20 protein-coding genes and 1 tRNA gene are annotated in these 23,468 nt (G+C 71.7%); 1 reads left to right on the plus strand and 20 read right to left on the minus strand.

Going from position 1 to position 23,468, the window contains the following annotated elements:
- Nucleotides 1-68 precede the first annotated feature (68 nt).
- The 20 genes from ACFVFR_RS15460 to ACFVFR_RS15555 all read right to left on the minus strand — a co-directional run bounded on the left by ACFVFR_RS15460 (nucleotide 69) and on the right by ACFVFR_RS15555 (nucleotide 23,111).
- Nucleotides 69-893, minus strand: a complete 825-nt coding sequence (locus ACFVFR_RS15460; RefSeq protein ID WP_383701602.1) for a F0F1 ATP synthase subunit delta — start codon at nucleotides 891-893, stop codon at nucleotides 69-71.
- Nucleotides 890-1,444: a F0F1 ATP synthase subunit B gene (locus ACFVFR_RS15465; protein WP_383701604.1), complete on the minus strand. Its 555-nt coding sequence runs from the start codon at nucleotides 1,442-1,444 to the stop codon at nucleotides 890-892. The genes ACFVFR_RS15460 and ACFVFR_RS15465 overlap by 4 nt, the downstream gene beginning before the upstream one ends.
- A 41-nt stretch (nucleotides 1,445-1,485) precedes the next feature.
- Nucleotides 1,486-1,737 (minus strand): F0F1 ATP synthase subunit C, encoded by a 252-nt coding sequence (locus ACFVFR_RS15470; protein WP_383701606.1) that lies wholly within the window; start codon nucleotides 1,735-1,737, stop codon nucleotides 1,486-1,488.
- Nucleotides 1,738-1,813: 76 nt separating this feature from the next.
- Nucleotides 1,814-2,623, minus strand: a complete 810-nt coding sequence (gene atpB / locus ACFVFR_RS15475) for a F0F1 ATP synthase subunit A (RefSeq protein WP_383701608.1) — start codon at nucleotides 2,621-2,623, stop codon at nucleotides 1,814-1,816.
- A 264-nt stretch (nucleotides 2,624-2,887) separates the two neighbouring features.
- Entirely contained in the window at nucleotides 2,888-3,325 is a 438-nt protein-coding gene (locus ACFVFR_RS15480; protein ID WP_383701610.1) for a hypothetical protein, read from the minus strand.
- Nucleotides 3,326-3,700: 375 nt separating this feature from the next.
- A complete protein-coding gene (locus ACFVFR_RS15485; protein ID WP_383701612.1) occupies nucleotides 3,701-5,044 on the minus strand; it encodes an MraY family glycosyltransferase in 1,344 nt (447 codons plus the stop codon).
- A 95-nt stretch (nucleotides 5,045-5,139) separates the two neighbouring features.
- Nucleotides 5,140-6,441, minus strand: coding sequence for a serine hydroxymethyltransferase (gene glyA / locus ACFVFR_RS15490; protein WP_383701614.1), 1,302 nt, complete (start codon nucleotides 6,439-6,441; stop codon nucleotides 5,140-5,142).
- A 314-nt stretch (nucleotides 6,442-6,755) separates the two neighbouring features.
- On the minus strand, nucleotides 6,756-7,433 hold the full coding sequence (locus ACFVFR_RS15495; RefSeq protein WP_383701616.1) for a protein-tyrosine-phosphatase: 678 nt from the start codon (nucleotides 7,431-7,433) through the stop codon (nucleotides 6,756-6,758).
- Nucleotides 7,430-8,077, minus strand: a complete 648-nt coding sequence (locus ACFVFR_RS15500; protein WP_383701618.1) for an L-threonylcarbamoyladenylate synthase — start codon at nucleotides 8,075-8,077, stop codon at nucleotides 7,430-7,432. The genes ACFVFR_RS15495 and ACFVFR_RS15500 overlap by 4 nt, the downstream gene beginning before the upstream one ends.
- Nucleotides 8,078-8,178: 101 nt before the next feature.
- Nucleotides 8,179-9,060, minus strand: a complete 882-nt coding sequence (gene prmC / locus ACFVFR_RS15505; protein WP_383701620.1) for a peptide chain release factor N(5)-glutamine methyltransferase — start codon at nucleotides 9,058-9,060, stop codon at nucleotides 8,179-8,181.
- 8 nt (nucleotides 9,061-9,068) lie between these two features.
- Nucleotides 9,069-10,148: a peptide chain release factor 1 gene (gene prfA / locus ACFVFR_RS15510; protein WP_383701622.1), complete on the minus strand. Its 1,080-nt coding sequence runs from the start codon at nucleotides 10,146-10,148 to the stop codon at nucleotides 9,069-9,071.
- A 152-nt stretch (nucleotides 10,149-10,300) separates the two neighbouring features.
- Nucleotides 10,301-10,525 carry a 50S ribosomal protein L31 gene (gene rpmE / locus ACFVFR_RS15515; RefSeq protein WP_383701624.1) on the minus strand — a complete coding sequence of 75 codons (225 nt, stop codon included), beginning with the start codon at nucleotides 10,523-10,525 and terminating at the stop codon, nucleotides 10,301-10,303.
- Nucleotides 10,526-10,817: 292 nt separating this feature from the next.
- Nucleotides 10,818-12,020, minus strand: a complete 1,203-nt coding sequence (locus tag ACFVFR_RS15520; protein WP_383701626.1) for an LCP family protein — start codon at nucleotides 12,018-12,020, stop codon at nucleotides 10,818-10,820.
- Between the two features lie 410 nt (nucleotides 12,021-12,430).
- Nucleotides 12,431-14,512: a transcription termination factor Rho gene (rho, locus tag ACFVFR_RS15525; RefSeq protein WP_383701628.1), complete on the minus strand. Its 2,082-nt coding sequence runs from the start codon at nucleotides 14,510-14,512 to the stop codon at nucleotides 12,431-12,433.
- A 409-nt stretch (nucleotides 14,513-14,921) separates the two neighbouring features.
- Nucleotides 14,922-15,836, minus strand: coding sequence for a homoserine kinase (gene thrB / locus ACFVFR_RS15530; protein ID WP_383701630.1), 915 nt, complete (start codon nucleotides 15,834-15,836; stop codon nucleotides 14,922-14,924).
- Nucleotides 15,837-16,216: 380 nt separating this feature from the next.
- Entirely contained in the window at nucleotides 16,217-17,317 is a 1,101-nt protein-coding gene (gene thrC, locus ACFVFR_RS15535) for a threonine synthase (protein WP_383701632.1), read from the minus strand.
- An 8-nt stretch (nucleotides 17,318-17,325) separates the two neighbouring features.
- A complete protein-coding gene (locus ACFVFR_RS15540) occupies nucleotides 17,326-18,618 on the minus strand; it encodes a homoserine dehydrogenase (protein ID WP_383701634.1) in 1,293 nt (430 codons plus the stop codon).
- 160 nt (nucleotides 18,619-18,778) lie between these two features.
- Nucleotides 18,779-20,170, minus strand: coding sequence for a diaminopimelate decarboxylase (gene lysA / locus ACFVFR_RS15545; protein ID WP_383701636.1), 1,392 nt, complete (start codon nucleotides 20,168-20,170; stop codon nucleotides 18,779-18,781).
- Nucleotides 20,171-20,205: 35 nt separating this feature from the next.
- Nucleotides 20,206-22,248: a DALR anticodon-binding domain-containing protein gene (locus tag ACFVFR_RS15550; RefSeq protein ID WP_383701638.1), complete on the minus strand. Its 2,043-nt coding sequence runs from the start codon at nucleotides 22,246-22,248 to the stop codon at nucleotides 20,206-20,208.
- Nucleotides 22,249-22,640: 392 nt separating this feature from the next.
- Entirely contained in the window at nucleotides 22,641-23,111 is a 471-nt protein-coding gene (locus ACFVFR_RS15555) for a response regulator (protein ID WP_383701640.1), read from the minus strand.
- Between the two features lie 268 nt (nucleotides 23,112-23,379).
- On the opposite strand from ACFVFR_RS15555, the gene ACFVFR_RS15560 reads away from it, so the two are divergent.
- A tRNA-Arg gene (locus tag ACFVFR_RS15560) sits at nucleotides 23,380-23,451 on the plus strand.
- Nucleotides 23,452-23,468: the final 17 nt, after the last annotated feature.

A 23,468-nucleotide genomic window follows, 5' to 3' on the forward strand; every position in this document is an offset into this window, starting at 1 on the left:
GCTACCCCCCAGAGGACTCAGTCGGCCCAACTCGGGCCGCTAGCAATGCTTGTTGAGTTGGTGGCTGGTCAGCCGGCCATCCGCCGGGCCGCCTCGTCGAGACGGTCCGCGATGCTTCCGTTGATCACCTCGTCGCCGATGCGCACCGTGACCCCGCCGAGGACGCTGGGGTCCACGTCGAGGTTGAGGTGCACCACACGCCCGTAGATCCGGGCGAGCGCACCACCCAGGCGCTGCTTCTGCTGGTCAGAAAGCGGCACCGCGGAGGTGACGACGGCGACCACGCGGCTGCGACGGTCCGCGGCCAGCTTGGAGAGGGCGTCAAGACCCGCTTCCAGGCTACGTCCCCGAGGCCGGGTGACAAGACGGGTCACCAGCCGCTCGGTGACGGGGTGGGCCCGACCGTCGAGCAGCGAGTGCAGCAGCTCGGCCTGGGCCGCCGTGGCGCCCTGGTGAGCGGCCTTCGCGGTCAGCGCGGCCCGCAGCTCGGCGGAGGAGGAGACGATCCGGCCGAACCGGAACACCTCGTCCTCCACGTCGTCGAGCGCGCCGGCCCGCTGCGCGGCGATGAGGTCGGCGCTGGCCGCCAGCTCCTCGGTCGCGTCCACCAGGTCGCGCGAGCGCGACCAGCGGGAGCGGACCATGCCGGAGACCAGGTCCAGGCTCTCGCCGCCGAGCTGGCCGCCGAGCAGTCGGCCCACCAGCTCGGCCTTGGCCGCACCGGACTGCGCCGGGTCGGTCAGGGCCCGGCGCAGGGACACCTCGCGGTCGAGCAGCGTGGTGACGGCGGCCAGCTCCTCGGCGAGCTTCGCCGCGTCGACGGACGTGTTGTCCGTCAGCGCGTCGAGTCGCTCGCGTGCGGAGGCCAGCGCCTCGCGGCTCGCTCCGTTCATCGCGTGGCCTCGGCCTTCGTCGCGCTGTCCTCGAGTCCGTCGAGGAAGCGGTCGATGGTGCGGCTCTGCCGGGCGTTGTCCTCAAGCGCCTCGCCCACGAGCTTGCCGGCCAGTTCGGTGGCGAGCTTGCCCACGTCCTGGCGCAGCGAGAGCGCGGCCTGCTTGCGGTCGGCCTCGATCTGGGCGTGGCCGGCGGCGATGATCTCCTCACGCTGCCGCTGGCCTTCCGCGCGCATCTCGGCGATGAGCGTGGCCCCCTGCTCCTGCGCCTCCTGGCGCAGGCGGGCGGCCTCGTGGCGGGCGTCAGCGAGCTGGGCCCGGTAGTCATCGAGAACCTGCTGCGCCTCGGCCTGGGTGGCCTCGGCCTTCTCCATGCCGCCCTCGATCGACGCCCGGCGCTCGTCCAGAACCTTGTTGATGTTCGGGAGGAGCTTCTTGGCGAGGAAGAAGAAGACGATCGCGAAGGCGATCAGGCCGATGACGAGCTCTGGGATCGGCGGGACGAGGGGGTTCTCGGCCTCCTCGGACGCCATCTGTACCAGGGCGTTCACATCAGTGCCTTTCGTCGAATCGACTGGGCTTTACGCCGTGATCAGCTGGTCGGGTAGACGAACGGCATGACCAGACCGATGAGGGCGAGCGCCTCACAGAAGGCGAAGCCGAGGATCTGGTTGGCGCGGATCAGGCCGGCGGCCTCGGGCTGACGGGCCAGGGCCTGGGTGCCGTTACCGAAGATGATGCCGACGCCGACGCCGGGGCCGATGGCCGCGAGGCCGTAGCCGATCGAGCCGAGGTTGCCCTTGAGCTCAACACTCGAAGCGGCGAGGGTCTGGAGAGCGGACATGCCGGTTCTTCCTTCTCTTTCACGGACCGGTGGGGGTTGGCCACCGGACGTCTGTTGGACTGGGGGAGGCGGGTGCTCAGTGGTGCTCGGCGAGAGCGCCCTGCACGTAGGTGGCCGCGAGCAGTACGAAGACGTACGCCTGGACGGCCTGGATGAAGAGCTCGAAGACGGTCATCACGACGGTCAGCACGAACGAGACGCCGGCGTAGGCGATGCCGATCCCGTTGAGCAGGTACCAGCTGGCGATGGTGAACATCAGCAGCAGCAGGTGACCGGCGAACATGTTCGCGAAGAGCCGGACGGCGTGGGTGAACGGCCGCACGATGACGTTGGACATGAACTCCAGGAACATGACCAGCGGCAGGACCCCGCCAAGGGACTTGTCGTAGCCGGTGATGTTCTTCAGGCCGCCGACGAAGCCGTGCTTGCTGAAGGTCAGGTACATCCACAGGACGTAGACGACCAGCGCCAGCGCGGCGGGGAAGGCGATGATCGAGGTCACCGGGAACTGGGCCACCGGGATGATCGACCAGAGGTTCATGATCCATACGAAGAAGAACAGCGAGACCATCAGGGGGACGTACTTCTCGCCCTCCTTCTTGCCGAGGGTCTCGTAGACGATGCCCTTGCGGACGAAGTCATATCCCGCCTCGCCCACCATCTGCAGCTTGCCCGGGACGACCTTGGCCTTCCCGAAGGCCGCCCAGAAGAACCAGACGATGGCTACCGTCCCGAGCAGCGCCAACAGCATCGGCTTGTTGAACTCGAAGCTGCCGACGGTGAAGATCGGGTCGAAGGTGAACGAGTGCAGCCCTGGGGCCGGGAAGCCGCACCCGTCAAAGATGTGGCAATCGGTCTCGAAGGCGAGCGTCTGGTCAGAACTCACCGCGAGCTCCTTCAGCGTGGCGCATGGGTACGGCAACCTCGTTGTGTCGGCGCGGCACGGAGCCACGGAACGGCACTGGACTGGTCTTACGGATTAGGGGGCGGCTGGTCGGCGCTGGGCCGGGGCGGATCGCTGGCACCTGCCGCGGTGGCCGCTGGTTGCGTCCCGGGAAGTTCGGGAGTTCAGCCGCCGGCGCCAGCTGTGCCGCAGATGGAACCGGACGATAGCAGGCGCTCGCGCGGACGCTTATTCCGCCCCTACGTGTCACGTCGTGGACCCCGCGGTCGGTGACTTCTGGGCCTCCGAGGCCGCCGGATCGACGTAGAAGATCTTGGCCTTCGTGTGTGCGCGCGCCTGGGCGCCGATCCACACGAGGGTGGCGGCGACCAGGGAGATGGCGAACGCTCGCGGGTTGAAGAACGTGGCGTCCTGGAACACGGCGACGAAGACGACCATCAGCAGGAGCTGCACGACGTACAACACCAGTCCGATGCCCTGGAAGAGCTGCGGGAGGGATTTGGCGATCCACTGCAGGACACCGAGCCCCATCCCCATGAGCGCGATCACCAGCACGACGCCGAACACGGCACCGATCGCCCCCTTGCCACCTGCGAACACAGCGCTGAGCGCCACGGCGACCACGCCGGCGACAGCGGTGGGTGCGGCGGTATGGAGGAGAATTCGGGCGTCATTCGACTGCATGGCGGCAGCTCCGGCTGGGCGAGAGGGCGGGCGTCGTCATGGACGAGCGTAGCCCGGAGCAGGGGATGACCTAGGACCCAAAGGACCATCGCACTGGGGCCCTTGGGATCTGTGCACCGGGTTTCGTGAACGGTATCACAAACTATTTGATGAGGTCTTTACCCACAAAGTGTGCCACCCGTCACACGGAAGGGTTACTTCCGTCACGTCTAGCTGACGCGTGAGTACAGGTCTGCTATGCGCGCCCTGGCACGCCCGCTACCAGGCAGAACGCGAAGGGCGCGGCCCGGCATCGCCGCACCACGCCCTTCGCGTCTTTGCGTTCCGTACGCCGTGAAGACGCCGGGCGGATGCCCACGCGCCTCGCGACCGGAGTCAGCGGTGACCGCTGATCTCGCGCCGCTGTGGCAGGTGCGCACGGTCCCCGATGGCGGTCGCCCCGTGGAACCCGCTGGGCACCGGCTCGCGCTCCTCGTCCACCTCCCGGCCGGCCTCCGACCCGACCGCCGAGTCGGCGTGCGCGCCGGTAGCAGCGTGCGCGCCACGGCGTCGACCGCGCCGGTAGCGGGGCGGGAACAGGCTCTCCGCCCAGCGCGGCGCGTGCGGGGTGAAGCGCGGCAGCAGCAGGAGCGCCAGGCCCACGCCGCTGAGCGCGGCGATCGTGAAGACCACCCACACGCTGGCGGAGTTGACCGAGTAGGCCACGGTGCCGAAGGCGATCAGGGCGGACCAGAAGTACATGATGAGCACGGCACGGCTGTGCGAGTGGCCGATCTCCAGCAGCCGGTGGTGCAGGTGGCCACGGTCGGCGGCGAACGGCGACTGGCCGTTCCAGGTGCGCCGCACGATGGCCAGCACCAGGTCGGCGACCGGCACCGCGATCACGGTCAGCGGCAGCAGCAGCGGGATGTAGACCGGCACCATCGCGTGCACGGCCGCCCGCTCCGAGCCCGCCGAGGAGTTGAGCAGGTCCGGGTCCACCTGGCCGGTGATGGAGATCGCGCCCGCGGCCATGACCAGGCCGATGAGCATCGACCCGGAGTCGCCCATGAAGATGCGCGCCGGGTGCATGTTGTGCGGCAGGAACCCCAGGCACATGCCCATCAGGATGACCGCGAACAGCGTGGCCGGGGCGGCGGCCTCCACGCCGTAGCCGAACCACATCCGGTAGGCGTACATGAAGAACGCCGTGGCCGCGATGCAGACCATGCCGGCGGCCAGGCCGTCCAGGCCGTCCACGAAGTTGACGGCGTTGATGGTGATGACCACGAGCGCCACCGTCAGCAGGGTGCCCTGCATGGGGGTCAGCGAGACGGTGCCGACGCCGGGCACCGGAATCCACAGGATGGTCAGGCCCTGGAGGACCATCACGCCGGCGGCGATCATCTGCCCGCCCAGCTTGACCAGCGCGTCCACGCCCCACTTGTCGTCCAGCACGCCGAGCAGCCAGATCAGCCCGGCGCCCGAGAGCAGCGCGCGCGGCTCGTTGGAGATCTCGTAGACGCTTCTGAGGTTGGTCAGGTGGGCGGCCACGAGCAGCCCGGCGCACAGCCCGCCGAACATGGCGATGCCCCCCAGGCGCGGGGTGGGTTCGCGGTGTACGTCGCGGGCACGGATCTCGGGCATCGCCCCGGCCGCGATGGCGAACTTCCGCACGGGCCCGGTGAGCAGATAGGTGACCGCAGCCGTGACACACAGCGTCAGCAGGTATTCACGCACAGGCTGCCCCAGAGGTTTCGCTGGCCATCACAGCCCCACACCCTATGCGCGTCCGACGTTCTCCTGTGAACTTCAAGACAGACGCACGGCGGCCGTCAGTGGTTCCCCCCACCGCTCTGGGGTGCGTCGATGACCGGATAGGGGGGAAAGCTTCCGGCCAGTTCCGCGACTCGGCCACGGGTCCCCGACTCCTCCCGCAGGGCCGCCCCGACCAGCTCCCCGATCAGCTCCATCTGGGCCTCCCCCATGCCCTGCGTGGTGATCGCGGCGGTGCCGAGCCGGAGGCCCCTGACGTACCCGGCCGGCTGACCCGGGTGCGGCAGCGCGCAGGTGTCCAGGACGATCCCGGCCGCCGCGAGCCGACCGCGCGCGGTGCGCCCGTCCAGGTCAAGACCCGTGACATCGGCGCTGATCAGATGTGTGTCAGTGCCACCGGTCAGCAGGTCGAGCCCCATCCCGTCCAGCACCCAGGCCAGTACCCGGGCGTTGTCGACCACGCGGTGGGCGTACGCCACGAAGTCGGCCGTGGCCGCCTCGGCGAACGCGACCGCCTTGGCGGCCACGGTGTGCATCTGCGCACCGCCCTGCGTGAAGGGGAAGACCGCGCGGTCGATGCGCTCGGCCAAGCCCGCGCCACACAGGATCAGGCCACCTCGCGGTCCGCGCAGCACCTTGTGCGTGGTGGCGCAGACCACGTCCGCGTACGGCACCGGATTGGGCGCCGCACCGCCGGCCACCAGGCCGATGGGGTGGGCCGCGTCCGCGATGAGGTAGGCGCCCGCCTCGTCGGCGATCTCCCGGAAGACGGCGTAGTCGGGGTGCCGGGGATAGGAGATCGAGCCACAGACGATGGCCTTGGGGCGGTGGGCCAGGGCCAGGGCGCGGACCTGGTAGTAGTCGATGAGGCCGGTGGCGCGGTCCACGCCGTAGCCGACGAAGTCGAACCAGCGGCCGGAGAAGTTCGCCGGGGAGCCGTGCGTGAGGTGCCCGCCGTGGGGCAGGGCCATCGCCAGGACGGTGTCCCCCGGGCGGAGCAGCGCGGCGTACGCGGCGAGCACGGCCGAGGAGCCCGAGTGCGGCTGGACGTTGGCGTGCTCGGCGCCGAACAGCGCCTTGGCCCGGTCGACGGCGATGCGCTCGGCGAGGTCCACCAGCTCGCAGCCGCCGTGGTGGCGGGCGCCCGGATAGCCCTCGGCGTACTTGTTGGCCAGCGGGGAGCCGAGCGCGCACAGCACGGCCCGCGAGGTGAAGTTCTCGGCCGCGACGAGCTGGAGCCCGTCCGACTGTCGGTCCAGCTCGCCGAGCAACACCCCCGCGATCTCCGGATCGACCCGGCGCAGCGCGTCGAGGTCGGCCCCCCAGGGGGTCTGCGGCAAGGGCGTGGCGATGACCGACATGGCGCTGCCTCCGGGCCTAGAAGGGGCGTAGGCCCAATGTAGGTCCGCGATGCCGCGTCTGCCCGGTACACACCACGTTCGGGCTGGTGTGACCGCGCGAGTGGCCCCACGCGCGCGGGGCGCGCCCGCCGGCCGTGGGCGCCGGGGCGCTGTGCGCTGCCGTGCCGCTCGCACGGGGGGCGCCCGGGCCTTCCCCGGGCGGGGGCCGTCGCCGGGCGGCACGCGCCCGCTGAGGGCGCTGGCGGGCGGGGTGGCGCCGGCCGGTGGCGGGTCGGCCGGCGCACCGCGCGCGGGCGGCGCGGCCCGGCGGCGCCCTACGCGGGGGCCGGCACTCCGGTCAGGGCCGTGACCACCGGGTCCAGGGCCTGGTTGATCTCGTCGCCGATGCTGCGGAAGAAGGTGATCGGCGCCCCGTACGGATCGTGCACCTCGTCCGCCTCCTCGCTGGGCGCCAGCAGCCAGCCGCGCAGCGCGGCGGCGGCCCGCACCAGGGTGCGGGCGCGCTCGACGACGCCGCCGACCTGCTCGGGGTCGGGCAGCGTCGCGGGGTCTATGGCCCGCACGAGCCGGGTGAACTCCTTGAGCGTGAAGGTGCGCAGACCGGCCGAGTGCCCCATGGAGATCACCTGGGCGCGGTGGTCGCGGGTCGCGGTCAGGACCAGGTCGGCGCGGATGACGTGCTCGTCGAGCAGTTCCCGGCCCAGGAAGCCGTCCGGGTCCGCGCCGAAGTCGGACAGCACGGTGGCGGCGTGCGCCTCCATCGGCGCGCCCTCGTGACCCCAGGTGCCCGCGCTCTCCACGACGAGGCCGCCGATGTACGGGTCACCGAGCCGGTGTGCCAGGGCGTGCCGGTTCAGCCGCTCGGTGATGGGCGAGCGGCACACGTTGCCGGTGCTGACGTGGAGGATGCGAAAGGCACCCGCGCCGTGGCCGGGGCCACCGTCGCGGAAGGGGTCACCGTCCGCTATGCCACGCCCGTGGGGGGGCGTCAATTGGCCACCTCGAGATCGGGAACGACCTCCCGCAGCTGGTCGGCGCTCAGGGCGCCCGCGCGCAGCAGCACCGGCACCTTGCCGGTGACGTCCACGATGGAGGACGGCACGGCGGCCGGCGTCGGCCCCGCGTCGAGGTAGACCGAGATGGAGTCGCCGAGCATGTCCTGGGCCGCGTCGCAGTCCTGCGGCGAGGGGTGCCCGCTCAGGTTGGCGCTGGAGACGGCCATCGGCCCGAACTCGGTCAGCAGCTCGATGGCCACCGGGTGCAGCGGCATCCGCACCGCGACCGTGCCCCGGGTCTCCCCCAGGTCCCAGGTCAGCGACGGCTGGTGCTTGGCGACCAGCGTCAGCGCGCCCGGCCAGAACGCGTCCACCAGCTCCCACGCCTGCTCGGAGAAGTCCGTGACCAGGCCGTGCAGCGTGTTCGGGGACCCGACGAGGACGGGCGAGGGCATGCCGCGCCCGCGCCCCTTGGCCTCCAGCAGATCGGCCACGGCCTCCGCGCTGAAGGCGTCCGCCCCGACCCCGTACACGGTGTCGGTGGGCAGCACGACCAGTTCACCGCGGCGGATCGCGGACGCGGCCTCGCGCAGGCCGGTCTTGCGGTCGGTCGCGTCACCGCAGTCGTATCGCCGAGCCATTTAACGGACCTCCTCGTACGTGACCAATGTCTGCTGCCGCGCCCTGGCGCGGTGCGCCGCCGCCGCGCGGGCCCGCGGGCGCGGGCGTGCCGTGCGACCCGTCATGGCATGGCCCGGCGGGCGGTGGCGAAGCGGGGGCGGTTGTTCAGGTCCGGGTGATCCGCGGCGTCCGCCCACCCCCGCTCCTCGGTGAAGATCCACGGCACCTGGCCGCCCTGGGTGTCGGCGTGTTCCACGACGACCACGCCGCCCGGGCGCAGCAGGCGGTGCGCGGTGCGCTCGATGCCGCGGATGGTGTCCAGGCCGTCCTCGCCGGAGAACAGCGCGAGCGAGGGATCGTGGTCGCGGGCCTCGGGAGCGACGTACTCCCACTCGGTCAGCGGCACGTACGGCGGGTTGCTGATGACCAGGTCCACCTGGCCGTCCAGCTCGGGCAGCGCCGCCAGCGCGTCCCCGTGGTGCAGGACGACGCGGGAGCCCTCGACGTTCTTGCGGGCCCACTGGAGCGCGCCCTCGTCCAGTTCGACGGCGTGCACCCGCGAGCGCGGCACCTCCTGGGCCAACGCCAGGGCGATGGCCCCGGAGCCGGTGCACAGGTCCACGATGAGCGGCTCCACGACGTCCATGGCGCGCACGGCGTCTATGGCCCAGCCGACGACCGACTCGGTCTCCGGTCGGGGCACGAACACGCCCGGCCCGACGTGGAGTTCGAGGTAGCGGAAGAAGGCGCGGCCGGTGATGTGCTGGAGCGGCTCGCGCGCCTCGCGGCGGGCGACGGCCTCCCAGTAGCGGGCGTCGAAGTCCGCGTCGGCGACGGCGTGCAGCTCACCCCGCTTGACGCCGTGCACGAACGCGGCGAGTTCCTCCGCGTCGAAGCGCGGCGACGGCACGCCGGCGTCGGCCAGCCGCTGGGTGGCCTGCGCCACCTCAGCGAGCAGCACGGACCGCGGGTTCGGGGGGCGCCCCCCGGGTGACTGCTGCACGGGCCCTCCTACTGGGCGGCGGCCAGCTTGGCCGCGGAGTCGGCGTCGACGCACGCCTGGATGACCGCGTCCAGCTCGCCGTCGAGCACCTGGTCCAAGTTGTACGCCTTGAATCCCACACGGTGGTCGGAGATCCGGTTCTCCGGGAAGTTGTACGTACGGATGCGCTCGGACCGGTCCACCGTACGAACCTGGCTGCGGCGCGCGTCGGACGCCTCGCGCTCGGCCTCCTCCTGCGCCGCGGCCAACAGTCGTGAACGCAGGATACGCAGTGCCTGCTCCTTGTTCTGGAGCTGGCTCTTCTCGTTCTGGCAGGAGACCACGATGCCGGTGGGCAGGTGGGTGATGCGCACGGCGGAGTCGGTGGTGTTGACGGACTGGCCGCCGGGGCCCGAGGAGCGGTAGACGTCGATGCGCAGGTCGTTGGGTCCGATCTCGACCTCGACCTCCTCGGCCTCGGGGGTGACCAGCACGCCGGCGGCCGAGGTGTGGATGCGGCCCTGCGACTCGGTGGCCGGCACGCGCTGCACCCGGTGCACGCCGCCCTCGTACTTCAGCCGCGCCCACACGCCCTGACCGGGCTCGGTGGCCCCGCCGCCGCCCTTGGTCTTGACCGCTACCTGTACGTCCTTGTAGCCGCCGAGGTCGGACTCGTTGGCCTCGATGATCTCGGTCTTCCAGCCGACGCGCTCGGCGTAGCGCAGGTACATGCGCAGCAGGTCGCCGGCGAACAGGGCGGACTCCTCGCCGCCCTCGCCGGCCTTGACCTCCAGGATCACGTCCTTGTCGTCGCTGGGGTCGCGGGGCACGAGCAGCAGGCGCAGCTTCTCGGTGAGCCGCTCGCGAAGCTGTTCCTGTTCCTTGACCTCGTCGGCGAAGTCCGGGTCGTCGGCGGCCAGTTCGCGCGCGGCCTCGATGTCGTCACCGGCGCGCTTCCAGTCGCGGTAGGTGGCGATGATCGGGGTCAGCTCCGCGTACCGCTTGTTCAGTCGCATCGCCTCCCGCTGGTCGGAGTGGACCGCGGGGTCGGCGAGCCGCTTCTCGAGGTCGGCGTGCTCGCCGATCAGTTCCTCGACCGCCTCGAACATCGGGACTCGTTTCTCCGCAAGGGGGCTGGGGGGGATCGTGACCCGGACGCCGGCGGCGCGGGCTGGGCAGCGGGCGAAACGGCCGCTACGACAGAACGCCGGTCCTCGGCCACCCCGGTCGGGGCGGCCGGGAACCGGCGCCGTTTGGGTCGCTACTTCTTGGCGGACCCGGCGTTCTTGCCGAAGCGTGCCTCGAAGCGGGCCACGCGGCCACCCGTGTCGAGGATCTTCTGCTTGCCCGTGTAGAACGGGTGGCACTCGGAGCAGATGTCGGCACGGATGGTGCCGTCGGCCACGGTGCTACGCGTGGTGAACGAGGCTCCACAGGTGCAGCTCACCTGGGTCTCGATGTACTCGGGGTGGATGTCGCGCTTCAAGGGAATCTCCTAGGTTTCGGGAGGGCACCGGGTCGCTGGGCCCCCTCGACCCGATGGGCAGGTCGGAAGGGATGGCTGCCTGACGTGAACCGGAGCCGATCGACCAGTCTGCCAGGACTGGCCGTATCTCCCAAAACGAGACCGGACCGCCGGGTATTCCACCCGCCCCCCGCCGTTCACAGGCGCCCGCCCCGGCCCCTCGCGCCGGGCCCCGGGCCGACGCCCCTCTGGTGCCGCCGGCGGGCGCCCCGGCGGGGCCCTGGGGGGGGCTCCGGCCCGGGCCTGAGCGGGTTCAGTGGCGGGTGATGCCCGGCGTCAGCGACGGGGTCGGGCTCGTGCCGGCCCCGGTCGTGTCCGCACCCCGCGCGGCGTCGGTGTCGGCGCCGACCACCTTGCCGGCCTCCGGCGGGTCGCCGACCGAACCCTTGGTGGCCGACTTGGGGATCGGTCGGTCGGCCAGCAGCGCCTGCCACACCTGGCGGGCCTTGTCCTCCATGGGCACCACCCGGTTGATGTCGATCGTGTCGTACACCACGGGCAGCGTCACCATCGTCATGTGCCGGGAGTCGATGCCCTTGAGCCCGCGCGCGAAGCCCAGCAGTTCGTCGACGGAGGCCAGGTCGGAGTCGGTGGTCAGGGCCTTGGTCGAGGTGTCGGCCAGGTCGAAGAGCTTCTTCGGGTTGCCGAACACGTTGACGTCCTTGACCTGGTCGAGCAGGGCCTTGACGAACGCCTGCTGCAGCGTGATGCGGCCCAGGTCGGTGCCGTCGCCGACGCCGTGCCGGGTACGCACCAGCCCGAGCGACTGCTCGCCGTTGAGAGTGTGCTCCCCCGGCTCCAGGTTGAGGTGGCTCTGCTTGTCCTTGATGGGCTCGGTCGTCGTGATGTCCACGCCGCCGAGCTCGTCTATGAGGTCCTTGAAGCCGGAGAAGTCGACCTCGAGGTAGTGGTCCATGCGGATACTGGTGATCGACTCGACCGTCTTGACGGCGCACGCCGGCCCCCCGACCTCGTACGCGGTGTTGAACATCACCCGCTGGGCCGCCGGCGTCTCCTGACCGTCCTTGGTGCAGGTGGGCCGGGTGATCAGGGTGTCGCGCGGGATGCTGACCACGCTGGCGTTCTTCCGGCCCTCGTAGACGTGCAGGATCATCGCGGTGTCCGAACGGGCGCCGCCCTCGTCCTTGCCGTACTTGTCGTTCTTGCCGGCGCGCGAGTCCGAGCCGAGGACGAGGATGTCCATCGAGCCGTTGTCGACGTCGGCGGGGCGCTCGGTACCCAGCGCGGCGTTGATGTCCACGCCGGTGAGGTTGCCGTTGAGCCGGTAGTAGAGATAGCCGAGCGTTCCACCGCCGAGCAGCACGAGGGCCGCGGCTATCCACGCGGTCGTCACCAGGGTCCGACGGCGCCTGCTCGGCGTCTTACGGCGCCGTCCCGTGGCTTTTCGGCCACGGCGACGCCGCACCCCCGACACGCTGTTGCTCTCGTCCGCCATGGGCTCCTCAGTCCTCGATGGTTGCGCTACCCCCTGACGCCATCCTTTGGCGCGCCCCGTCGTGACTAGTCAGACGAGGGCTCGGGCGTCAGGGTTGCATAGCGCCGGCTGCGGAAAATTCGCCCCGCGCACCGCCCCCGAGCGGACTCCGACGCCCGCGACGACCGCGTTCACCTGCTGTTTCGCGGACAGCGGTGGCACTGGTTGCCCTCCTGATGGCCGGGAATCGCTGTGCTCCACATCTCAGTCGACCCGGACCGGGAGCGGCTCCGGCGCGGGTGGGAGCGGCGCGCGCTCTACGCCGGCACGCGGAAGGGCCCCTTCCGTACCGCGTGCGGTACGGAAGGGGCCCCGAAGCCCGTGGGCGGGTTCCGCTGCCGGCCGGCAGCGGAGGCACCCGCGCGCGCGTGTCAGTCGCTGCCGTTGCCCGGCGCGGGCGTGGTCTTCGCGATCTGCATGAGGAACTCGGCGTTGGACTTGGTCTGCTTCATCTTGTCCAGCAGCAGCTCGATGGCCTGCTGGGAGTCCAGCGCGTGCAGCACGCGACGGAGCTTCCAGACGATCGCCAGTTCCTCGCTGCCGAGCAGGATCTCCTCCTTACGCGTGGAGGACGCGTCCACGTCCACCGCGGGGAAGATGCGCTTGTCCGAGAGCTTCCGGTCGAGCTTGAGCTCCATGTTGCCGGTGCCCTTGAACTCCTCGAAGATCACCTCGTCCATGCGCGAGCCGGTGTCGACCAGCGCGGTGGCCAGGATGGTCAGCGAGCCGCCGTCCTCGATGTTCCGCGCGGCACCGAAGAACTTCTTCGGCGGGTAGAGCGCGGTGGAGTCCACACCACCGGAGAGGATGCGCCCGGAGGCCGGCGCCGCGAGGTTGTACGCACGGCCCAGACGCGTGATGGAGTCCAGCAGCACCACGACGTCGTGCCCGAGCTCCACCAGCCGCTTGGCCCGCTCGATGGCGAGCTCGGCGACGGTGGTGTGGTCCTCGGCCGGGCGGTCGAAGGTCGAGGAGATGACCTCGCCCTTGACCGACCGCTGCATGTCGGTGACCTCTTCGGGCCGCTCGTCGACGAGGACGACCATCAGGTGGCACTCGGGGCTGTTGTGCGTGATCGCGTTGGCGATCGCCTGCATGATCATGGTCTTGCCGGTCTTCGGCGGGGCCACGATCAGACCGCGCTGGCCCTTGCCGATCGGCGTCACCAGGTCGATGATCCGCGTGGTCAGCGCGCCGGACTCGTTCTCCAGGCGCAGTCGGTCCTGCGGGTACAGCGGGGTCAGCTTGCCGAACTCGGGACGGCCACGGCCGGTCTCGGGCGCCATGCCGTTGACCGAGTCCAGGCGCACCAGCGCGTTGAACTTCTCGCGCCGCTCACCCTCGCGCGGCTGGCGCACGGCGCCGGTGACGTGGTCACCCTTGCGCAGCCCGTTCTTGCGGACCTGGGCAAGGGAGACGTACACGTCGTTGGGCCCCGGCAGGTAGCCGGAGGTGCGGATGAACGCGTAGTTGTCGAGGATGTCCAGGATGCCCGCGACGGGGATCAGGACGTCGTCCTCGGCGACCTGCGGCTCGTTGCCGAAGTCCTCGCGGCCCCGACGCCCGCGCCGGTCGCGGTAGCGACCGCGCCGGCCGCGCCGGCCGCCCTCGAAGTCCTCGCCGTCCTCGTCGGCCCGCTGCTGCTGGCCACGGCTCTCGCGCTGCTGCCGGCCGCCGCCCTGGCCGCCGCCGTCGTCGTTCTTGTTCCGTCGGCCCTCGCGCTCGCCGCGCTCGCCACGGCCCTCGCGCTCGCCACGGTCGCCGCGCTCGCGCTGGTTGCCGCGCTCGCGCCGCTCGCTCTTCTGGCCGCGCTCGCCACGGTCGCCGCGCTCGCCCTTGGCGGGCTTGGCGTCGCCGCCGTCGGCCTCGGCCTTCGCGTCGGCCCGGCCGTCGCCCTTGGCCTCGGTCTTGCTCTCGGCCTGCGGCTCGGCGGCCTGCTCGGCGCTCTCCGGGCTGCCCGCCTGGGAGGTGGCGCGGCGCCGGCGGCGCTCACCGGCGGGGGCCTCGTCGCTGACGGGCTGGCCGGGGATGTCGATCTGCTGCTGGGCGGGGGCCTGCTCGGCAGCCGGTTCGGACTGCTTGTCGGCTCCCTCGCCGGTACGCGCCTTGGAGGTCGCGCGGCGCTTGGGCTTGGCCGGCGCCTCGGCGGCGGGCGCGGTCTCGGCGCTCTTGGCGGCACCGGAACTGGCCTGCTTCTCCTTGATGACCTCGATCAACTGGCTCTTCCGCATCCGCGCGGTGCCCTTGATGCCGAGGCTGGAGGCGAGCTGCTGCAGCTCTGCCAGGACCATGGCGTCGAGGCCGGTACCGGAACGGCGCCGCCTGGGGGCACTAGCAGTGGCACCGGTGGCAGGCGCGGCGGGAGCGTCCGTAGCGGGCGCGGCGGCACTGCCGACGGAGCCGTCGGAGTTGCCGGAGGCGTTCACGCCCATCAGATCGGTGGTGTCGCTCACGAAGGGTCCTTCCCTGGAGCGGGCGTCGGCCTGTCTGGCTCGGCGACCGGTTGTGCTGTCCGGCTGTGGTCCGTACCACGTGGACTGGGCCGGGGCGGTGGTCCGCCAGGACGGCGGAAAGATCGGTGCTGGGTCCGGCGCACGGTAGAGACGTATCACTCAGATCCGCCACGCCGATTCCGGAGCGTGCTCAAAACTGCTCAGGCAGGCTGCTCAGGCAGTTGGGGAGGCTCCCGGAAGAAGGGTGGTCCCGAATGGGGACGGTGAGCACTGCGCCTTTGCAACAGTCCAAAAGGCTGCAGGTGCAGACTTGAGGTTAACACTACCGGCTCCAACAAACATTCCCCCTCTCCAAGTCCGGCAATCGCATTTCAGCCAGGCCCGGGGTGGCCCCCCTGGCCCCCGTGTGTCAGGCGAGCGGCAGGACGCTCGCACCCCCGGCGTCGAGGGCCAGCCGATTCGCGGCCCACCCCTCGCCCGCCAGTCGGGCGACCTTGTCGGCCGCACCGCTCTCGACCAGCGCGAGCACCGTGGGGCCCGCACCGGAGATGACCGCAGGGACGCCGTCGGCGCGCAGACGGTTGACCAGGCCCACGCTCTCCGGCATGGCCGAGGCCCGGTACTCCTGGTGCAGCCGGTCCTCGGTCGCCGTCAGCAGCAGCTCCGGACGCCTGGTCAGCGCCTCGACCAGCAGCGCGGCACGACCCGCGTTGGCCGCCGCGTCCCCATGCGGGACCGTGCGCGGCAGCAGGCCGCGCGCCGTCTCCGTCGACACCGCGCGCGCGGGTACGAAGACCACCGGAACGATGGAATCCGCCGGTGTCATGCGAATGGCCCGCGCGACCCCACCGTCCATCCACGACAGCGTGAACCCGCCGAACAGGCAGGCCGCGACGTTGTCCGGATGTCCTTCGAGTTCGGTCGCGAGCTCCACCAGGGCCTCGTCCCCCAGTCGCTCGGCGCCGCCTATGGTCACCGCTCGCGCGGCGACGATGCCCGCGCAGATGGCGGCGGCGGAGGAGCCGAGTCCGCGGCCGTGCGGAATGCGGTTGGCGCACACCACTTCCAGGCCCCGGGGCTGGCCGCCGAGGAGGTTGAACGCGGCGCGCAGGGCACGCACGAGCAGGTGGCTCTCGTCGCGCGGCACGGTGTCCGCGCCCTCACCCGCGATGTCGATGTGCAGCCCGGAATCGGCGACTCGGACGACCACGTCGTCGTACAGCCCCAGGGCCAGGCCGAGGGCGTCGAAGCCGGGGCCGAGATTGGCGCTGGTGGCGGGGGTGCGCACCCGGACGGCGGCGGCACGGAACGCTGGACCGGCCATCGCTCGATGACTCTCCTTGTGTGACTACGGACGTGTGAGGGCGAGTGTGTACGGGCTGCGGTGTGCTGGCGGCGGTGAATCGAGGAGGTACGGAACACCGCGAGGGCCGTTTCGGCAATGCCGCGCGGAGCTGATTGCTCTGCGGCGGGTGCGCTGCGACGGGGCGGATTCAGTACAGCCTATCGAAGGAAGGTTCTGTGGCGACATAGGGCGCACGGGAGGCGCACGATGCGTGTCGTGAGCCGTCCCGTGCTTCCCTTTATCCCTGCTTATCACTGCCCAGTGGCATAAAACCAAGGGAATTAGCGGCTACTCCGCGAGAAATCCCCCTCCCCTCGCGCCCGCCGACTACCCGGGGTTACGAGGGGGTTGCGTCAGGGTTACGCCAGGCCCAGGCTGCTGGCGGCGGCGTCGGCGTCCACCGGCACCGTGACCGGCTGCGGCGCGCCCGCCACCGCCCAGTCCGGGTCCTTGAGGCCGTTACCGGTGACCGTGCACACGATGCGCTGCCCGGGGTCGACCTTGCCCTGCTCGGCGGCCTTGAGCAGGCCGGCGACGCTGGCTGCGGACGCGGGCTCCACGAAGACGCCCTCCCGCGCCGCGAGCAGCCGGTAGGCGGCCAGGATTTGACGGTCGGTCACCTCGTCGATGAAGCCGCCCGACTGGTCGCGGGCCCGCTCGGCCAGCTCCCAGGACGCCGGGTTGCCGATGCGGATCGCGGTGGCGATGGTGTGCGGGTCCTTGACCGGCTCGCCGCGCACGATCGGCGCGGAGCCGGACGCCTGGAACCCCCACATCCGCGGCGTACGGGTGGAGACGGCCGCGCCGTGCGGGGACGGGGCGGCGTACTCCTGGTAGCCCTTCCAGTACGCGGTGATGTTGCCCGCGTTGCCGACCGGCAGGACGTGGATGTCCGGGGCGTCGCCGAGCGCGTCGACGACCTCGAAGGCGGCGGTCTTCTGGCCCTCGATACGCGCCGGGTTGACCGAGTTCACCAGGGCGACCGGGTACTTCTCGGACAGTTCACGCGCCAGCGTCAGGCAGTCGTCGAAGTTGCCGTCCACCTGGAGGATGCGCGAGCCGTGCACCAGGGCCTGGCCCATCTTGCCGAGCGCGATCTTGCCCTGCGGCACCAGGACGGCGCACACCATGCCGGCGCGGACCGCGTACGCCGCGGCCGAGGCGGAGGTGTTGCCCGTGGAGGCGCAGATGACGGCCTTGGCGCCGGCCTCCTTGGCCTGGGTGATGGCCATCGTCATGCCGCGGTCCTTGAAGGACCCGGTCGGGTTGGCGCCCTCGACCTTGAGATGAACCTCACACCCGGTGCGCTCGGAGAGCACCTGCGCGGGGACCAGCGGCGTGCCGCCCTCGCGCAGCGTGACCACCGGCGTGTGCTCGCCGACCGGAAGCCGGTCGCGGTACTCCTCGATGACCCCGCGCCACTGGTGGGTCCCCTGCCGAGCGCTGATGTTTGCGGTCATTGCTTCCGTTACTCCCCTTCAACCCGCATGATGCTCGCGACGCCGCGTACCGTGTCGAGCTGCCGAAGCGTCTCCACGGTGGCCGAGAGCGCCGCGTCCGGCGCCCGGTGCGTCACCACGACCAGTGACGCCTCACCGTCCTTGCCCTGTTGGCGGACGGTGTCGATGGAGACGCCGTGCTCGGCGAAGACCTGGGCGACCTGCGCGAGGACGCCCGGCTTGTCGGCGACGTCGAGGCTGATGTGGTAGCGCGTGACGACCTCCCCCATGGGGCTGACGGGCAGCCGCGTGTACGCGGACTCGCCGGGGCCCGTGGTGTCGGCCAGCCGGTTGCGGCAGGCGGCGACCAGGTCACCGAGGACGGCCGAGGCGGTCGGCGCGCCACCGGCCCCGGGGCCGTAGAACATGAGCTGGCCGGCGGCCTCGGCCTCCACGAAGACCGCGTTGTACGCCTCGCGCACGGAGGCCAGCGGGTGGCTGAGCGGGATCATCGCCGGGTGCACCCGGGCGGTGACCGAGCGGCCGTCGTCGGCCCGCTCACAGATCGCGAGCAGCTTGACCGTACAGCCCATGCGCTTTGCGGACGCGATGTCGGCGGCCGTCACCTCGGTGAGGCCCTCGCGGTGGACGTCGTCCAGTCGCACCCGGGTGTGGAAGGCGATTCCGGCCAGGATCGCGGCCTTGGCCGCCGCGTCGAAGCCCTCGACGTCGGCCGTCGGGTCGGCCTCCGCGTACCCCAGCGCGGTGGCCTCGTCCAGCGCCTCGGAGTACCCGGCGCCGCTTGAGTCCATCTTGTCGAGGATGAAGTTGGTGGTGCCGTTGACGATGCCGAGCACCCGGTTCACCGTGTCCCCGGCCAGCGACTCGCGCAGCGGGCGCACCAGCGGGATGGCGCCGGCGACGGCCGCCTCGTAGTACAGGTCGGCGCCCCGCTCCTCGGCGGCGGCGTGCAGCGCGGCACCGTCCTCGGCGAGCAGTGCCTTGTTGGCCGAGACGACGCTGGCGCCGTGCTCGAAGGCGGTGGTGATGAGCGTGCGGGCCGGCTCGATGCCGCCGATGACCTCGATGACGACGTCGATGTCACCGCGTTTGACCAGTGCCGTGGCGTCGGTGGTGATCAGCTCGGCGGGCACCCCGGCGCGCACCCGGCCGGGGCGGCGGACCGCGATGCCGGCCAGCTCGACCGGGGCTCCGATGCGCGCCGTGAGGTCGTCCGCGTGCGTCGTCATGATGCGCGCCACCTCTGAGCCGACCACACCACAGCCCAGCAGCGCCACCTTCAACGGACGCGTACGCATCATCCGACCTCGTTTCCTCTGCTACTACCGCACATACGTCGGCACCAGTCTCACTCACTGGACGGGAGTTCCCCTGCCTCGTCCAGTATCCGAGATGTCTATTTCGTCTGTCGGCACGGCGCACGTCGGCGCCCGGGACGGGCCCGCCGCCGGCCCTCAATTGTCACCCGACGTCGAGGCGCATCAGGTCCTCCTCGGTCTCCCGACGCACGATGACCCGCGCGGCCTCGTCACGCACGGCCACCACCGGGGGCCGCAGCGCGTGGTTGTAGTTGCTGGCCATCGAGCGGCAGTAGGCCCCGGTCGCCGGCACCGCGATCAGGTCACCGGGCGCGACGTCGGCGGGCAGGAAGGCGTCCCGTACGACGATGTCGCCAGACTCACAGTGCTTGCCGACCACGCGTACCAGCATCGGGTCCGCGTCGGATGAGCGCGAGACGAGGGAGACGGAGTACTCGGCGTCGTAAAGCGCCGTACGGATGTTGTCGGACATGCCGCCGTCGACACTGACGTAGGTCCGCAGCCCGTCGAGTTCCTTGACCGTGCCGACCTCGTAGAGCGTGAACGCCGTGGGTCCCACGATCGCGCGGCCCGGCTCGACGGAGATGCGCGGCACCGCGAGCCCGGCGGCCTGGCATTCGCGGGTGACGATGCTGGTCAGCGCGGTGGCGATCTCGTGCGGCTCGCGCGGGTCGTCGTCGGAGGTGTACGCGATACCGAGGCCGCCGCCGAGGTCGATCTCGGGCAGTTCGACGCCGTGCTCGTCGCGGACCTCGGCCAGCAGTTGCACGACGCGGCGCGCGGAGACCTCGAAGCCGGCCATGTCGAAGATCTGCGAGCCGATGTGCGAGTGGATGCCGATCAGCTCCAGCCCGTCGAGCTTGAGCGCGCGGCGTACGGCCTCCGCGGCCTGGCCGCCGGCCAGTGCGATGCCGAACTTCTGGTCCTCGTGCGCGGTGGCGATGAACTCGTGGGTGTGTGCCTCGACGCCGACGGTGACGCGGATCTGCACCGGCTGGCGCTTGCCGAGCCGCTCGGCGATGTGCGCGACGCGCACGATCTCCTGGAAGGAGTCCAGCACGATCCGCCCGACGCCGGCCTCGACCGCCCGCTCGATCTCCTCGGTGGACTTGTTGTTGCCGTGCAGGGCGATCCGCTCGGCGGGCATCCCGGCCGACAGCGCCGTGGCCAGCTCACCGCCGGAACACACGTCGAGGTTGAGCCCCTCCTCGTGCAGCCAGCGCACGACGGCCCGGGACAGGAACGCCTTGCCGGCGTAGAACACGTCGGCCTCGCCGCCGAACGCCTCGTGCCACGCGCGGCAGCGGGCCCGGAAGTCGCTCTCGTCCAGGACGTACGCCGGCGTGCCGAACTCCTCGGCCAGCGCCCGCACGTCGAGCCCGCCCACGCTCACCGAACCGACGTCGGTACGGGTGACGGTGCGGGCCCAGACCTTGGGGTCGAGGGCGTTCAGGTCGGCGGGCGGGGCGAAGTAGTGGCCCTCGGGCAGCACGTCGGCGTGCCGGGGCCCGGCGGGGTGAGCGGATCGACTCATGGTTCTCAGGTCTCCTACAACGACTCGGAGGTAGCTCAGAGGTGGGCGGGCGCGGAGATGCCGAGCAGGTTCAGGCCGCTGGCGAGCACCGTCCCGGTGGCCTCGGCGATGGCCAGCCGGGCGCGGTGCGCGGCCGAGGGTTTCTCCTCGCCGCGCGGAAGCGGGGGGCAGGTGTCGTGAAAGCGGAAGAAGGCGTCGGCGACGGCCTCCAGCTCCCGCGCCAACCGGTCCGGCGCCCGCCGCCGAGCGGCCTCCTCGACCACCCGTGGATAGTCCGCCAACAACCCCAACAGAGCAGCCCGCGCCCGGACCGCGGCCTCGCCAGTCCCCGACTGACCAGCGGGTTCGCCTCCGGCGCGGGGGCGGGGAGCGGGGTCGGCCGGCGACCGCGCCGCCCCGGCGTACGCGCGCTCGCCGGCCTCGGGGCGGGCGGCGCTGCCGGCGCCCCGGCGGGGCGTCGCGGAGGGGGCTGCGTGGGGGTGGGTCGCGTCGCGGTGAGCTGCCTCGGAGTGAGTCGCCTCGCGGAGGGCTGCCTCGGAGTGAGTCGCCTCGCGGAGGGCCGCCTCGGAGTGAGTCGCCTCGCGGAGGGCCGCCTCGGAGTGAGTCGCGTTGGAGTGAGCTGTCTCGGGGTGTGCTGTCTCGGAGTGGCCCCTGTCGCGGCGGGCTGCCTCGGGGTGGCCCGCGTGGGGGTGCGTCGCGTCGCGGTGAGCTGCCTCGGAGTGAGTCGCCTCGCGGGGGGCCGCCTCGGAGTGAGTCGCGTCGCGGAGGGCCGCCTCGGGGTGGGTCGCGTTGGAGTGAGCTGTCTCGGGGTGTGCTGTCTCGGAGTGGCCCCTGTCGCGGTGAGCTGCCTCGGGGTGGCCCGCGTGGCGGCGAGCTGCCTCGGAGTCGGGGTCGGAAGCGCTGTGGCGGGGGGCGGCGGGGTGGCGGCCGTCGTGGCGGAGGGCGTCGGGGCCGGTCGGGCCGGTCCGTGAGGTGTCGCTCTCCCCCGGCGCCGGGCTGCCGGCTTCGCCCGCCGAGGGCGACTCCCGGTCGGGAGACGGTAGAACGCCCAGGTCACGGCCGTTACGCAAGAGGGCGCGGGCCCGCGCGTGCGCGTACCGCACCTGGAACAGGGGGTTGCTCTCACGCTGGGCCAGCACGGTCTCCGGCGCGCAGCGCGGCAGGTCGTGCGCGGCGGTGTGCAACAGCGCCCACCGCGCCCCGTCCCGCCCGAGCTCCCGCTCCCACTCCTCCAGCGTGCGCCCCGGCTCACGCACGGACAGCGCCACCGTCTCCACGTCCCCCACGGCCACGGCCACCGAGGAGGAGCGCGGTACGTCGTCGACGGCGGCCCCGGTACGTCCGGCCGCGAGCGCCGCGACGCGTTCCCCACCGGCGGCCGAGCCGGCGACGGCCCCGGCGTGACGGGCGCCGGAGGCACCACGGCCATGCGGACCGTCAACGGTGTCGGGGGCCTCGGTGGCGTCGGCGGTGGCCGGCGAAACGACCGAGCGGCCGGCGTCGGGGGCGGGGCCGGCCGCGTGGGCACGCGGCCCGGTCGGGCGGCCGTGGTCGGTCGCGGCGACCGGCCGCACGGTCTCGACCTCGGCTCCGCACGCGGTAACCAACCGTGCGATGACCTCGGCGAACAGGCCGGCGCGCGGCCCGGCTCCAGGTCTCAGACGCAGCCGCGTCCCGGCGAGCCCGTCGCCCCGCCCGTACGCCGTGCCCTGCGCGAGCACCTCCCGTACGAGCCCGGCGTGCGCTCCGTCGGCCACGGTGATGTTCACGAACCCCGGCCCGGCGACCTCGACCCGCGCGATCCCCGGCTGCCGCGCCAACCGACGCCGCAGCACCTCCGCGACCTCGCGCGGCGCCTGCCCGGAGACGGCGGCGAGCCGCAGGGCGAGAGGGGAGGCGAAGTCGCCGCGCCCGGCCCGGGGAGGTACGCGCACGATTCCGCGCCGCGCGCCGCCGTCGACACTTCCCGCCTCGGCGGCCAACGCCGCGAGATCCGCGGCCGGCACGGACAGCTCACCAGCCTGAACGGCAGAGCGCACGACATGCACGACGGTGCGGGAGAGCTGCGCGGGGGTCACGGTCCAAGCGTATGGGAGAAGGGGGTCGGCTTCGCCAACGGGTTTCCCGCCGCGCCCCGGCGCCACCACCCCGAACGCGCCCCACCCGCCCGGCCGGAACCCGCACGCTTCCCACACGCCCCCGCCCGCACCGGCCGGCCCACCGGACGCGGGGCCCGCCCCGGCCCCGACCGTCCACGTCCGTGATCGCGAGGCCGCGGGGCGCGCCCACCCGCCCCTCACTCGCCGTCGCGTCCTGCGCCCCGCGCGAGACCTGCCCCCACCAGCGCAGAGACCTTCCTGCGCCCCTCGCCCCGGCCCACCGTGCGACCACGTGCCGTCCAGCGATCGCCGGCACGCCGACTCATCGCACGCGGCAGCCACCGAACGCCGTCAGCCGGGCCGCACTCCGCTCAGCCACCGGGCCGGACGACGGGCTCGACGCCTTCTGGCGGTCCGGAACTGGGACCGCCGTCGTCGTCACCGTCCTCTCCCGCCTCGTGTCCGGCGGACTGCCGCACGAGTTGTCGGACGAGCCGCACCAGCTCGGCGGGCTCGAAGGGTTTCGCAAGAAAGGCATCAACGCCGGCGGACTGCCCGCTGTCGACATCCGACTGCGTGCAGGCGCTGACGATGGCGAGGGGAAGATGCCGAGTACGCGCGTCATCCCGCAATCGAGCAGCGGTCAGCAACCCGTTGAGACGGGGCATCATCACGTCGAGAGTGACCACGTCGGGCCTTACGCGATGCACGATCTCCAGGCACTCGACACCATCAGCCGCGGTCACGACCTCGAACCCCTCAAGCTCGAGGTTGACCCTGATTAGCTGCCGGATGACCTTGTTGTCGTCGACGACAAGGACCCGGCCGGACACGCCAGGCACAACTCGAAGCGTAGGCGTGCGACTCCGACTGCGTCCGGGTTTTGCCCACTTCCGCCACGTGCGAGGGACGTTTCAGCGAGGCTCCCCACGAAGCGCGACGAATGCGCTACAAGCACCCACCTCGCCCCGCCCGCCCCCCGATCCCGCCTCCCCGAACCCACCCCGAGACCCCCCTTCCAGCCGCCCGCCCCACCCCGCGAAAGGCGTTCATGGCCACCCCTCATGAGCTGGTAGTGTTCTCTCCGTCGCCACGAAAGACGGCGGACACGCCCCCGTAGCTCAGGGGATAGAGCAACGGCCTCCGGAGCCGTGTGCGCAGGTTCGAATCCTGCCGGGGGCACCTCGCAGAAGGTGCCA

This window comes from Streptomyces sp. NPDC057702, assembly GCF_042799315.1.
GTDB lineage: Bacteria > Actinomycetota > Actinomycetes > Streptomycetales > Streptomycetaceae > Streptomyces.

Coding starts and splice junctions, on each gene's coding strand:
- ACFVFR_RS15480 (WP_383701610.1), bottom strand. CDS start 3,325: ATGCAGTCGAATGACGCCCGAATTCTCCTCCATACCGCCGCACCCACC.
- thrC (WP_383701632.1), bottom strand. CDS start 17,317: ATGACCGCAAACATCAGCGCTCGGCAGGGGACCCACCAGTGGCGCGGG.
- lysA (WP_383701636.1), bottom strand. CDS start 20,170: ATGAGTCGATCCGCTCACCCCGCCGGGCCCCGGCACGCCGACGTGCTG.
- thrB (WP_383701630.1), bottom strand. CDS start 15,836: ATGGCCGGTCCAGCGTTCCGTGCCGCCGCCGTCCGGGTGCGCACCCCC.
- ACFVFR_RS15470 (WP_383701606.1), bottom strand. CDS start 1,737: ATGTCCGCTCTCCAGACCCTCGCCGCTTCGAGTGTTGAGCTCAAGGGC.
- ACFVFR_RS15500 (WP_383701618.1), bottom strand. CDS start 8,077: ATGGCTCGGCGATACGACTGCGGTGACGCGACCGACCGCAAGACCGGC.
- ACFVFR_RS15460 (WP_383701602.1), bottom strand. CDS start 893: ATGAACGGAGCGAGCCGCGAGGCGCTGGCCTCCGCACGCGAGCGACTC.
- prfA (WP_383701622.1), bottom strand. CDS start 10,148: ATGTTCGAGGCGGTCGAGGAACTGATCGGCGAGCACGCCGACCTCGAG.
- ACFVFR_RS15540 (WP_383701634.1), bottom strand. CDS start 18,618: ATGATGCGTACGCGTCCGTTGAAGGTGGCGCTGCTGGGCTGTGGTGTG.
- glyA (WP_383701614.1), bottom strand. CDS start 6,441: ATGTCGGTCATCGCCACGCCCTTGCCGCAGACCCCCTGGGGGGCCGAC.
- ACFVFR_RS15520 (WP_383701626.1), bottom strand. CDS start 12,020: ATGGCGGACGAGAGCAACAGCGTGTCGGGGGTGCGGCGTCGCCGTGGC.